At 51.2% G+C, this 12,752-nt stretch carries 13 protein-coding genes; all 13 read right to left on the reverse strand.

The window, feature by feature from the left end; translation table 11 throughout:
* Window positions 1–3 precede the first annotated feature (3 nt).
* Complete coding sequence (locus AC6I8V_RS23685) at window positions 4–522, reverse strand: hypothetical protein (protein WP_497846835.1); 519 nt, start codon at window positions 520–522, stop codon at window positions 4–6.
* A complete protein-coding gene (locus AC6I8V_RS23690) occupies window positions 519–1,037 on the reverse strand; it encodes a hypothetical protein (RefSeq protein WP_497846836.1) in 519 nt (172 codons plus the stop codon). The genes AC6I8V_RS23685 and AC6I8V_RS23690 overlap by 4 nt, the downstream gene beginning before the upstream one ends.
* Window positions 1,021–1,533 carry a hypothetical protein gene (locus AC6I8V_RS23695; protein WP_497846837.1) on the reverse strand — a complete coding sequence of 171 codons (513 nt, stop codon included), beginning with the start codon at window positions 1,531–1,533 and terminating at the stop codon, window positions 1,021–1,023. Before AC6I8V_RS23695 ends, AC6I8V_RS23690 begins: the two co-directional genes overlap by 17 nt.
* Window positions 1,530–2,222 (reverse strand): hypothetical protein, encoded by a 693-nt coding sequence (locus AC6I8V_RS23700; RefSeq protein WP_497846838.1) that lies wholly within the window; start codon window positions 2,220–2,222, stop codon window positions 1,530–1,532. The genes AC6I8V_RS23695 and AC6I8V_RS23700 overlap by 4 nt, the downstream gene beginning before the upstream one ends.
* Window positions 2,206–3,834 (reverse strand): GspE/PulE family protein, encoded by a 1,629-nt coding sequence (locus tag AC6I8V_RS23705; RefSeq protein ID WP_497846839.1) that lies wholly within the window; start codon window positions 3,832–3,834, stop codon window positions 2,206–2,208. Before AC6I8V_RS23705 ends, AC6I8V_RS23700 begins: the two co-directional genes overlap by 17 nt.
* Window positions 3,835–5,004: a type II secretion system F family protein gene (locus AC6I8V_RS23710; RefSeq protein ID WP_497846840.1), complete on the reverse strand. Its 1,170-nt coding sequence runs from the start codon at window positions 5,002–5,004 to the stop codon at window positions 3,835–3,837.
* Window positions 5,001–5,474, reverse strand: coding sequence for a lytic transglycosylase domain-containing protein (locus AC6I8V_RS23715; RefSeq protein ID WP_497846841.1), 474 nt, complete (start codon window positions 5,472–5,474; stop codon window positions 5,001–5,003). Before AC6I8V_RS23715 ends, AC6I8V_RS23710 begins: the two co-directional genes overlap by 4 nt.
* Before the next feature lie 2 nt (window positions 5,475–5,476).
* Window positions 5,477–5,875 carry a type II secretion system major pseudopilin GspG gene (gspG, locus tag AC6I8V_RS23720; protein ID WP_497846842.1) on the reverse strand — a complete coding sequence of 133 codons (399 nt, stop codon included), beginning with the start codon at window positions 5,873–5,875 and terminating at the stop codon, window positions 5,477–5,479.
* Between the two features lie 394 nt (window positions 5,876–6,269).
* Window positions 6,270–7,463 carry a hypothetical protein gene (locus AC6I8V_RS23725; protein ID WP_497846843.1) on the reverse strand — a complete coding sequence of 398 codons (1,194 nt, stop codon included), beginning with the start codon at window positions 7,461–7,463 and terminating at the stop codon, window positions 6,270–6,272.
* A 258-nt stretch (window positions 7,464–7,721) separates the two neighbouring features.
* Window positions 7,722–9,032, reverse strand: a complete 1,311-nt coding sequence (locus AC6I8V_RS23730; protein ID WP_497846844.1) for a hypothetical protein — start codon at window positions 9,030–9,032, stop codon at window positions 7,722–7,724.
* A 114-nt stretch (window positions 9,033–9,146) separates the two neighbouring features.
* Window positions 9,147–10,349, reverse strand: a complete 1,203-nt coding sequence (locus AC6I8V_RS23735; RefSeq protein WP_497846845.1) for a hypothetical protein — start codon at window positions 10,347–10,349, stop codon at window positions 9,147–9,149.
* Between the two features lie 70 nt (window positions 10,350–10,419).
* Window positions 10,420–11,595 carry an Fpa/YlaN family protein gene (locus AC6I8V_RS23740; RefSeq protein ID WP_497846846.1) on the reverse strand — a complete coding sequence of 392 codons (1,176 nt, stop codon included), beginning with the start codon at window positions 11,593–11,595 and terminating at the stop codon, window positions 10,420–10,422.
* Window positions 11,596–11,652: 57 nt separating this feature from the next.
* A complete protein-coding gene (locus AC6I8V_RS23745) occupies window positions 11,653–12,678 on the reverse strand; it encodes a hypothetical protein (RefSeq protein WP_497846847.1) in 1,026 nt (341 codons plus the stop codon).
* Between the last annotated feature and the right edge of the window lie 74 nt (window positions 12,679–12,752).

Genomic DNA, 12,752 nt, shown 5'->3' on the forward strand with positions numbered 1-12,752 from the left:
TAATTAATGTGTTGGTTTATCCTGCAAATCACCCAGTTCGAGGCGTTTGCGTGTGTGAGTGGCCTGCCACTCGAACAAGAGGTGGTCATCAGCCACTTCCACTAAGCTCCATCCATTGACCGGCGTGCTGCCGATCCAGATCTTCTCCTCGGCGTTACAGCTATCGCATACCGGCCAGGTCTCCTGGCCATCGGTGATGATCACCACGCGTTGCTGATGACTCCACCAGGCACCCATCGCTTTTAACGGCAATGGCGGCGCCTGAGGAGGCGGCGGCGGTGGGGCTGTGCTGCCCGGCCCGTTACTCACCGGCTTTGGCGGGCCGGGGAATAAGTTGACCCACTCTTTTGTCGCCGGTGGCGGAGTGACCACCGCTGGCGTGCTGGCTGCCGGGCGGGCGCGCTGCGCCGCCGGACGCGTCAACGTGATGTCATCTGTCGTGTCATCCCCGGTAAACTGGCTCCATACCACCAGGCCTGCGGTCACCGCGATAGCCAGCTGCAAATAGCGTGGCAATTTCATGGCGCCTCCTGCTGCAAACGCAGACGCAGCGTGATTTTCAGCTGGCTGGTGCTGGGTGTGGTGCGCTGGATCGACAGTTGATCGATATGCAGCGGCAGCGTGCGGCTCAGGTTATCGAGCGTCTGCACCAGCGGCAGGTATTCGCCTTTGAGCGGAATATCCAGTCGCAGGATCTTGCGATTGCCCTGCTGCTCCAGCTGATAACGGCTCGACTCCACCGTGAGCTTGTTCTTTTGCAGCTGTTCAAACATCAGCTGCACCTGCTGGTATTCATTCAGGCTGATCTGGCTTTGCAATGCGGGCTGCTGCTGGTCCATTGGCAGGCTGTCACGCAGCTGATGACGGATCGCGTCCAGCTGTATCTGCTGCCCGGTGGTCTGCGGCAGGGTAACGCCGAGCCACACGGCCAGCAGGCAAAACGGCAGCGCGCTCAGCGCCAGCGGCACTTTGCCGGTCCGTTCCGCCAGCTGCGCCAGCCGCCAGCGCAGCAGATCGCTGTTAACGGGCAGCTTCATCAGATGCCTCCTGAAAACTCACATCCAGTGCTGCCGTCACCGGCCATTCCGGGCTTTTGTCAGCGGCATCACGATGGTTTTCCAGCACCACTTTGGCCGGTAACGTCTGTAATGCCTGGCTGAACTCCAGTAACGCGGCCAGCGATTTGGCGCTCACCTCCAGCCGAATGCTGTGGCGGCCGGGATTGACATCCGCAGCGCGTAACGCCACGCCCGGATGCAACACGCTGCCAATGTTTTCCAGCATCACCAGCGCCTGCGCGGTGGCTTGTTGTTTCTGCTGCTGACGCAAAATCCGCTGCTGGGCTTCACGCAGGGTTCGCAGCGCCTGTTGCTGTGTTTGCAGCTGCTGTTGCGCCTGTCGGGTTTCCAGCGCCAGCCGTTGTTGCGCCACGGTGTCGTGCGCAATCAACCCGGCCAGCGGCAGGCAGACCAGTCCGGTCACCAGCAGCGTGTAACGCGCCCAGGGAGGCGTCAGGGAAAAACGAGGTGTCATGCTAAGCTCTCCCGGACGTCCGCCACTGGCTGCCAGTTAGCGGTGTTGATGACATAACGCGGGCTGTCGGGCATGCCCGCCAGACGACCGATAATGTGCAATTGCTGGCTCTGCTGCTGTTGCGGCAGAGTGAGCGAATGGACATCGCGCCACTGGTTATCCTGACGACACGCCACGCGGCTACGCTGCTCACCCATCGCGGCAAAAATGCCTTCAGGCGGCAAGCGGCGGCCGTATCGATTCAGCAACAGCTGAAAAGGGGTAATCACGCCCTGGAAACGCAGACGGTGCTGACGCGCCTGCTGCGCCAGCAGTTGCCAGCACGATTGCTGTAAGCAGGCGACCAGCGCCGGCTGGCCCCAGCTCACGTCTTCAAAACGCACCTGCCAGTGCGGATGCGAAAAGCGTTTCGTGGCTTCACGCTGCGCCAGGCTTAGCAGCTCATGCGGGGTTTTAATGCCGGGTTGCCAGGGGATCACCAGGAAATCCAGCTCGTCGGTATCGAGGTAAAACTCAATGGCATCGATCCAGGCCATTGCCGCCGGGCGGGCGCTAAGCACCGCCGTCAGCGCGCCTGCCAGCGACTCATCGGCGACGCGATCGTAAGTCATTACCACCTGCGTACCCTGGCGCAGACGCAGCGCATGAGGCCAGACATCGCACTGCCAGGTTTTAGTGAGCGATAACACGGTTAACTTCCTCCCAGGTGGTTTTTCCTTCCAGCACAGCGCGCAGCGCGATAGTCGGCAGCGGCACAAAGCCGTCCTGCAACGCCACCTCGCGCAACCTGCGCTGCGACGCGCGGGCCAGCATGGCTTCTTTGATGCTGTCGCTAAAATTCAAGACTTCGGCCAGCGCCAGGCGGCCGCGATAGCCGGTGTGGCGGCAGGCTTCACAGCCACGGCCTTTACGCCAGTTGGGCGTCAGATGCTGCAACGGGCTGTTTTGCCAGGCCTGCTGCACATCGGCGCCCGGCTGTGACGATTCGCCGCATTCGGGGCAGATCTGGCGTACCAGACGCTGCGCCACCACGCCGTTGAGCGCGGTGATCAGGCTGGCGGGTTCCACCTGCATATACAGGAAACGTTCCAGCACGCTGAATACATCGTTGGCGTGCACTGACGACAGCACTACGTGCCCGGTGAGCGCCGCCTGCACCGCGATACCTGCGGTCTCGCCGTCACGGATCTCGCCCACCAGAATGATGTCCGGGTCGTGACGCAAAATGGCGCGCAGGCCACGGGCAAAGGTCAGCCCTTTTTTATCGTTAACCGGGATCTGCAATACGCCGTTGAGCTGATATTCCACCGGGTCTTCGATGGTGATGATCTTGCTTTCACCGCTATTCAGTTCGCTCAGCGCCGAGTAAAGCGACGTGGATTTGCCGCTCCCGGTTGGGCCGGTGACCAGCACCATGCCATGCGGCAGGTGAGTCAGCTGGCGAATGGCGCGCAGCGTGTGGTCATCAAAGCCGAGGGTTTCAAGCCGCAGGTTTTGATCGTGTGACTTATCCAGCACACGCAGCACGCCGTCTTCGCCGTAGATACTCGGCATAATCGACACACGGAAATCCACCGGCCGCTGTTGGATCAGCGCCTTGAAACGCCCATCCTGCGGGATACGACGCTCGGAGATATCCATGCAACCCAGCACCTTGATCCTGGAGATCACCTGCTCGGCATGTTGCAGACCGGCGCAGTGGCGAATGTTATGCAGCACGCCATCGATGCGGTATTTCACCATCAGGCCATCGGCCACCGCCGAGAGATGGATATCGCTGGCGCGGCTTTGCAGCGCGTCATACAGCGTGGCGTTTACCAGCTTGATCACCGCGTGGGGTTCGCTGGCGATGGCGGCAGGCGTAATTTCCAGACAGCCGCTTTCGCTGCTCTCCTCGTTTTGCTGCTCCAGCTGATCCAGCGTGCGCTGCTGTTTGCCAAGTGCATCGAGCCGGTTATTCAGCCACGACAGCGGGGCCAGTACCGGTTGCGCCTGAAAGCGCAGCGCCCACTGGCGCAGCGGCAGAGAAAACGGGTCAGCCAGCGCCAGCATAAGCTGATCGTTCAGCCGCAGCGGCAGTGCGCGCTGCACCAGCGCCTCGGCCAGCGAAATCTGGCTGAAGTCGTCTTCCGCCATCTCGCACTGCGCCTGCGACAGCGGCGTCAGACCGAGTGATGTGGCGGCGGCCTGCAATGCATGGGGAAAGCTTTTCAGCAGCTCGGCCAGTGCCTCGCAGCGCTGTGGTTCCGGCAGCTGCACCAGTTGATCGATGGAGAATCCGGCAAGGTGTGAATGAGACATTTATTGCAATCCTCCAGCCAGTTCGAAGATGGGCATATACAGCAGGAACACCACCAGACCGACGATGCCGCCGACGATCATCATCAGAACCGGCTCAAAAATTTTGCTGAATTTCTCGATGGCGCGTTCCAGCGACTCGTCATAAAAGGCGGCGATGCGTTCGCACAAAGCAGGCAGCTCACCGCTGCGTTCACCGACCTGTAACAGGCGGGTGGCGACCGGCGTGGTCATCTGCTGTTTCTCCAGCATGGCGGAGAGCGACTGGCCCGCTTCGACGTCGCGGATCACCTGTTCAATGCGCGGGCGATGGCTGTACGGCAGCACTTCACTGCCAAGCTTCAGCGCATCAGGCGCGGGGATACCGCCCTGTAACAACAGGCCGAGGGTGCGATAAAAACGAACCAGCACGGAAAGCTGATGCTGTTGCTTCAACTGCGGCACCTTCAGCATCAGACGCGTCACGGCCTGGCGCAGTGCGGGATTGCGGATCGCCATCACCAGCGCGGTGGCCGCAAAGGCGGTCGCGACCAGCAACATCATGCCGTTGTTCTGCACCAGCTTGCCCCACCACAGGATGAACCGGGCGCTGCTGTTAAGGTTTTTCATGCCGTCAAACACCACGGCGAAGCGTGGAATAATGAAACCCAGCAGAAAAAAAAGGATGGCGCCACCGGCTGACATCACAATGGTTGGATAGAGCAGGGTGGCTTTAATCCGCTTGCGCAGTACCTCCATGCGTTGTTCGTAATATTGAAAACGCCCAAGCGCGACCGGCAAATGTCCGGTCTGCTCGGAGGATGCCACGGTGTTGATCAGCAGCGGCGGAAAAATGTCCGGCAGGCTGGCCATCGCCTGCGAGAGCTGAGCGCCCTCGTAGAGACGTTTGATCAGCGTGTCGAGAACCAGGGTGGATTCGCCTTCGCGGCTGCTTTCGCGCAGCGCTTCAACGGCTTCAACCACTACCAGTCCCGCTTCCAGCAGGGCGATCAACTCCTGTAAAAAAAGGTTGAGGGGAAAGCGTTTGTCACGCCGGGTCTGGCGTTCGGCCACCCTGATGACGATGCCACCCTCGGATTCAATACGCTGGGTGGCACTCTCGGCTGATTCAGCCATGACAGACAGGGTGACGCGTTTACCCTGTTCCAGGGTGGTTACGTCGTAATGTTTCATGATAGTGAGTGTTTAGATTTTGTTGTGGGGCCTTTTTTTAATTGCGCGTATTGCGGGGCCACCTTATTAATATATTTTTGCCGTAAGGCGCGATGCTTATGCGTTTTTCCCGTGCCAGCGTTATAAGCGCCGACGGCTTCCCAGGAATAACCGAACTGGCGGATATTACCCGCGAGTATCCATGCGCCAGTCATCACACTCTGACAGGGATCATTAATCAGGTCTTTTTGACTAATACTAAATTTGCGTAACGTCTGAAAATGACGGCTGTTAATCTGCATCAGGCCGACATCGATGGTGCCGTCGTTATTTTTATTGACGGCTTTGGGATCCATATTGGATTCCACCATAGCAATGGCCTGAAGTAATTCAGGTTCGATACCGTAGCGATCGCCAGCCTGTTTCCAGCAGGTTGCCATACTGGAAAAGGCGGGGATCAACAGTAATGCAGCGAGGATTTTGCCTTTCATTGTCAAAACCCATAGGTGATTGCTTTTCCATCTTTGCCAGTGGACATGATGTCGACTTCATTAATGGAATTTTTCTCACGCGTCGGGTTATGCCACTGATAAGCATTCCCCCACGGGTCCATCGGCACCTGCTGACTCAGGTACGGGCCATGCCAGTTCTGCGCGCCTGCCGGTTTCTCGGTCAGGGCTTTCAGACCCTGGGATTCAGACGGATAGTTACCGACATCAAGACGATATTGGCCGAGAGAATCTGCCAGCGAGCGCATCTGACGCATAGCCGTTTTCTCTTTCGCTGAATCAACATTGGAGAACACCTTCGGACCGACGAAGCCGGCCAGCAAAGCGATGATCATCAGAACGACCAGCAGTTCCAGTAAGGTGAAACCGCCTTGTTTGTTCATTAGTGAATTAATTCTGTTCATAATAAGTGGGTGCCTATGGTTATTTCTGTGTTTGTTGGCGTGAATTTTTCATGAAGTTGCTCTGAGTGAGTAGCTGATGATTCCTTGCTCGTTACCGAATTTTCGCGGGACGATTAGGAAATATCTCCCCTGCCGCCGAAACTCATTGCAGCTGTTCATTTTTTGCTATTGCCGTTATTTGTCGTAAACAACGATTTTCGGAAGGTATTGAAGGGCAGAACGCTAACAATTGGGACAATGACAACCGTATTTGTTTATGATTTCTTTATTTCTTCATGAGAATTAAGAACGGAAAGGGGCGCCATAACTGACGCCCTTACCATAAAAATTATTTATTTATTGAACAATGGCGTGTTTCCACCACATTGAAACGCTAGGGCTGAGGCGTTTTATCATGTTGTTGATATTTTTCTGCTTCGGCTTTAAGCGAGGCATACGCCTCGGGGGCGGGTATTAAGCTGATGATCTTTATCATCTCTGCCACAAAGGTTCGGGTGTTATTTTCCAGTGCAGAGAGAAAAAACTGATCGCCACAACGTTTATAATCGACCGCCCTGTTGTCATCTAACATATGCAGTGTTCTGTCCAGAAAGCTAATGTCAATATCGGGGTTGTTTTTAAAAAGATCGCATATCTCCTGTAAGGTATAGCGCCTGTCGCCACCCTTTATATGATCTAACACCACAAGAAGCGTTGACTGATTATCGGTGGGAAGTTCGAAGATATTGTGCATCGCATTATCCATCAGTAATCCTTCTGCCTTCGTCTGTATGCTATAACCACCAGAGGCAAGCCGGGGATGGGGAAATATTCCAACCTCGCCAGAGAGAACAGGATTGAATCGCGGGAGGATCTCTTTGACCGAATTGTACATATCCTGATGTGAAACCAGCCGTGGCCCCATAATTTCCGTAGCCAGTAAAATGGCATCAGTCAGTTTTTGCGCCTTCCTTGCTGTGTAATTAAACGGTGTGATATCAAGCTCTGCCATTATTTTGTTGATAACCGCATTGGCGTAGGGGACGGGGGTGCCGGTCTCTTCTTTAGCATTATAAAGCGCATGAAGGCGATCGCATTGATTCTGCCATTCAGCGCTACTGAATATTCCATGCAGATGGACTAATGACGGGGGTCTTCTGACATATCTGATGGCTGCAGGGTTTTTAGCTTTATTTTTTGCAAGGGTATTCAGTGATTGATAAAGGGTTCTGTCGGATGGCTCCATCATGAACCGGCTTGTTTCCGGATGCCCGATTCCGGTGCTGAGGAAGCGGGTGGCTGGTGGGACAATGACTGATTGACAGGCAACTGGCGCAAAGAGCGATGTGACGGTATGGGAAGTAAGCGCCCTGGTGGTGGGCGGTTCACCTGGAGGGCGACGAATTAATTCGGGCCGGGCCAGCGGGATAAATGAGACGGATGTTGCCGCCGTTGGTACAACGGACAGAGGACGCTGAGGGCTATTATGGATGATGGGAATGGTGCTCATCCTTGGCGTGGGGGCGGATTGGGTATTTATCTGTGTGTTAGTGCGCGTTGTCTGAAGATTTGTATTCAACCTTTCCATGTTGTTTCTCCATCTATGCTTAGTAATAAGAACATAAATTTATCGCCTGCAAAATATTCCACGAAATAACAGCGGTGGCAATAGATGATATCCTATCCTTTCAACTTATTGAGGTGGTTTTTCTCATTGATTTGATAAAAAGAGCGCGCCAGAAAAATCAGCGCGCTATTAATTTGACGAGATTAGCCAGGTTATTAACCGTTGTCAGAAAAATATTTTTGGTTCATGGCAATCAAAGCGTATACCCGTCTGATGGTTTCAGGTGTTGCTTTTTTTAAAAAACTCAGTCATCAATAAATCATATAAAACAGGCGTGTTTTTGTTAGGTTTAAAAGAAAAGCCTTTGCTTGAGGCATTGCAGGATTTAACCATATCATATTTGGCCAAATCCATTAGCCGATCGTGAATAAAGGTTCGTGTCACCTGGTCTGTGCTTTTAAACGCGTCGACAAAATCCTGTTCGCTACATTTCCCTTTAAGCATGATATCTTTAACAATAACGACCACTGTAGAAAAATGCGCCGGAATATATTTTTTGTACGTTTCAACCAGAGTATTTATTCGCTGCTCAACAGTAATCGGTATGCTGGCAGAAGAATCTGGGGCCTGCGGTAAAGCAAAACCTGAAGCTTGCGGTAAAGCAAAACCTGAAGCTTGCGGTAAAGCAAAACCTGAAGCCTGTGGCAAAGCAGAACCTGAAGCCTGCGGCAAAGCGGGTTTTGGTGGTACAAAAGAAATTCCTCGCTTCGGTACGGCTGTTGCAGGTTTCGGTACCGCTGCTGCTATCCGTAGTTGTGGCTGGTGCGGAATAGTGATTATGGTATCAGTGCCTGGTTTATAACCGCTGATTAGCATTTTTGCCGCGGCAGTTAAACCCTCCGTCGATACTTCATTGAAAGACATCGCGTAGTAAAGGCTGTTTAGGAAATAGTCTACATAAGATGACTTACAGCCTGATTTAATGGCACCGTCGGCAAGAAGAAGTTTCACTACTGAGTAGGCATAAGAAACCTTATCGGCAGGCGCTTTATTTTCATTGTCAGTGACATTTTGCTGACTACACCTTTCACGCCAGTCCGCATGTCCGTAGTAGCCCCTCGAATGAAAAGTCCGAATGTCTGTCTCTGCGGACCTCGTTCTCTGGCCGCGATCTGTCGTGAACCAGATTGCTTCACGCTGCAAATGAGAGGCAGACGCATGAGATGATGATGTTGTGGCGAGTTGGCCTGGTGTTTGTAAATGTGGATATGCCTCATTGCGACTCGTCTGCTGACGATCTGCCATATAGTGGCTGGTGGGCAAATAAGGTGATCGTGATGAAGATGGTATAGGGTACTGCGTCATATTTCCGCCAGACATAAAGGCGTCAGATGGCCGTGCAGATATAAAAGTTGCCGGGAAATGAGGTGGAATCGGTGCTGCCGGAGGCGCCGTAAACGTAGGCAACGCTCGTACAGAACTATTGATTACGGTTGTCACGGCTGGCGCCATTTGAGAGGTAGTGGCAGGGGGTGTTGTATTTACCCTGAGGTCTAATGGTGGTGTTAAATTCGCAACTATTCTATGCATTATATTTCTCCAGCTATCTTATTATTTTCATTTTTTAAGTTGTGACTTTTTGCAATTTGTCAGGTTTAGAAAACCTTAATGAGAAGACAAACAAAACCATTGGTTTTAGGATTGCTATATCATTTCTCTTATTTGCATCAATAACTCCCTATAGGTACTTTTGTAAGTCTGATCGATTTCATCTGGCATATTGATAAGGGCTTTTTTAAGTGCTTCAAAAATGAAGGGTAATGTTTTGTTTCTTAAGGGGCAGGAAAATACATTGCCATAACGGATGTTATATTCTATTACCCCACAATCAGATAACTTCTTTAATGTGGTATTGAGTAGCGCCATTTCTCCTTCTGTCCGAATGTTGAGTGAGTCTGATAATTCACAGAGCGAATAGGCTTTGTCGAAGTTGTTCATCGTATTTAGCGCGTAAAGCACCATTGCCCGATGCTGTTCGGACAGACCCTCGACAACCCTGATCGCTTGTTTCATTGAGAATTTTGCGGGAAATGTCACGCTGCTGCCAGGAGCCGAAGTTAAGCCCCCGGACTGATTTTTGGCTACAAATGACTGAAGTGAGTTTTTTTTCAACTTTGCTGTGCTGGGATGAAAATCACGAATATATTTTCTTGCTGAGGATAATAGCTTATTTTTCGGCACGTTATAATGGCACATAATAGCGACAATTCCCCTTAGCTCCTGGTTAACAAGGATATTATCCTCTTCGCAAAAAATCTGATGCTTAATATAATTCCTGGATTGACCAACTTGTATAACAATATCTGTGTAAGAATCGTTTTTTTTCGTCCCCGTTTCACTTTTAACGGCATCGTATCGATCGTTACATTCCTTAACCCACGTTGGGTCCTGATATCGCTCTATCATCTGAGGTGTTGGTGTAAATTTAGGTTTAACGCTTTTCTTTTTGGCGCTTGTTTTTAATGTATCGGCCTGTAGCGATTGCGAGCGCTGAGAAAGAGAGGATAACGGGGCGGAGCTTGATGCCGGATGGGCTATGCTGAAGTCATGCAGGCGAGGCGGATAACTCCTTGCCTGATAAGGCGCAGCAGGAATAAAAAACGGTATGGTGCTGGCTGCGGGTTTGCTGGCAAAGAGAGGCTGTACCGTTGAGCCAGAATAGGTAGAAAACCGGGGAAATTGCGCGGATGCGCCCATGACAGCAGGATCTGCATGAAACGACATAAGAGGGGGTAGTGCCGTATTCTGGGTTTCAATAACACCCATTGTTCTGCTATTCAGGCTTTCACGCTGGGGCACCAGACTGTCGAAAGACATCATTCTTTCACTACTGTCTAATCTGTTCATTCCTTTTCTCCAGGAAATAAATGAGTATTTCGCAGTTGACGATATTGGCAACCACAAGGCTGCGAGTCAGTTATGGTGCATTCGCATGTTCTACCGAGTAAGCATCGAGCCAGGCTTTAAGTTGAGAATTAAATGCAGGTGCATTTGTCCGGTTAAGTTTTTCTACCAGAGTGGAAAGAAAAAGCTGGGTATTTAAGTTAACATTATACGCCGCATGGTTTTTTTCATCGCAATTGAACTGGATCAGATTGTAGGTTGCCAGAATCGTCAACTTACTGTGAATAGCATCCGGCGTTATCTTCGACAGTTTGTCGAAGATATCCTGTTCAGAATGGGCTGTTTTGTTGCTGTTAATATAATTAAGCACCACCAGCGTTTCTACCAGATCATTATGGGAAAAACTAAAAATCACGTTCATTGCTTCTTCAATATTTGCCTTCCGGTTCAGCTTGTCGCGGACAAAAGAAACACGACCAGAGACTTTAGTGGGTAAAGTTTCTGTTAATGGACAGTCTGGCATCGTCAAATCATCCGCTTGCACGGGAATATATTTAGCGACCAGTGCTTTGGCGGAAGTGAATAAACCCTGTAGCGATACCTCGCGGTGCGACATGGCTTCCGCCATAAATATTAAGTTGGCAGTCATTATTCTGGCGTCTTTTTTTGTGACTACCTTCCTGGCAAGAATTTGGTGGGACTGCGCTGCTCTTACCACAGCATGAGTAAAAGGTAAGCGTGGCTGTTTTTTGTTTTTACAATTGCAGTAATTATCTATTTTTTTACAGTCTGCCAGCCATTTCGCGCTACTGTAAAAGTCATGCAATTCCTGCGTTGGCGAGAATTCCCCGGTAGCTTTCTCTTTTACATCGTGGTGCTGGATGTTGTTTAGTCCTGAAAATTGCGCCGTCCGTAGAGAGAATGCGGGCGTCTGGCTGGCGATCTGCTCGCGACCCGCTAACGCAAGCTGATGCGGATTGGACAGATAAGGAGCGGTAGCCGATTGATAAGGTGATAATTTGGGCGAGCGGAGGATTCCGGCCACGGAGGAGCTGGGTTGAGACGCGCTGTTCAGAATTGGATAAACCGGTCGTAACGATGGCAAAGACGAGGAGCCGGAACAGGGAAAAATAGCGGGGCAATTTGTGACATCTGAGATGACGCTCATACGTTGCATGGAAGATATTTGAGGGGCCGTCCTGGATGTGAGGTTCAGCGTAGTAGAATTGATGTAACTAAAATCACTCATGATATTGCTCCCTGCTATTTTAATATATTAAGTCTGATCTGATCACCGCGCCTGTCCTTACGGTGTTTTTTTGTTAATTTCAGACTCGTTTATCATAGATTGATTAATATGCGTTGCCAGCCATGTATTAAATCCGGCAATGTCGTCGTTCAGTTTTTTGATAAACCGTTGCGTATCGCTATCTGGCGCCTGACACTGTGCCTTGTTGGGGGGTGCTAATAACGATTCGTTGCTGACGCGTCGCTTTGAGTTAGCCGTCGGGGAACAGGCAAGTATTCTTTGCTGGGTAGACGGCGATAAGGACGAAATTATCGACCTGTCTGCGTTTATTACTGTTGCTGCTGCCGTTGCTCTATTGATAACGGTTGTTCGGCCTGGACGGTATCCATGGATATACACCACGGCCGGTTCTGAAAGGGTGTCGACGGTGATCCTGCTGTCCTTCATTTCAGCAGCGATACGTTCTATCTCTTCGTCGATTTGTCGCGAGGTAAAATCTTGTTTGATTCTTCCTGTTTGGATTGATGATATTATAACGGCATGATTGTATGGAGCTTTTTTTGTTTCCTCCATCGCTTCACATAATGTTTTCCATTCAGGACCCATATAGCTGTGCGGAACATTTCGTGTTGCCTGGAATGTCTGTTTTGGTGGTCGTCCCCTCTTCGAACCCGGAACAAATCTTACTCCACTGGATTCCTTTTTTTTATTGCCGACAGGGCCACTGGCTTGTGGCCCTGCCGGATGTAAATTAACGCCTGCCATCATCTGTTTTTTCCCTTGCAGTGATACTGAAGAATCATAGCCTGGGGATTGCGTTGACGCCGATTGCTGTGAGGGCATGGCACTGAGATAGCGTGAATCGTAAGTGCGACTGTATGCAGCAAACGCGCCTGGTGCATAAGATAACGGGGTAAATTGTGTAGGTATTGGATTTTGATTATTCTGCCGGGATAAGGACAGCAAGGGTAAGTCTCTATTTTGTATTTGCTGAACAGAAGCTGGCGTTATGAACCGTTGTGGAGCAATATTGGAAGGTTGCCTTAGGCTATTTTTGTCAACCGGAAACCTGGAAATATCCATACTAATCCCCCCGTTATAAATCTATTTTGAGGGTATTTTATCTGTTAACGACACCCTCTACCTGAGTCAGAACG

The organism is Pantoea sp. X-Soil-TKNS-1207, from assembly GCF_059730485.1.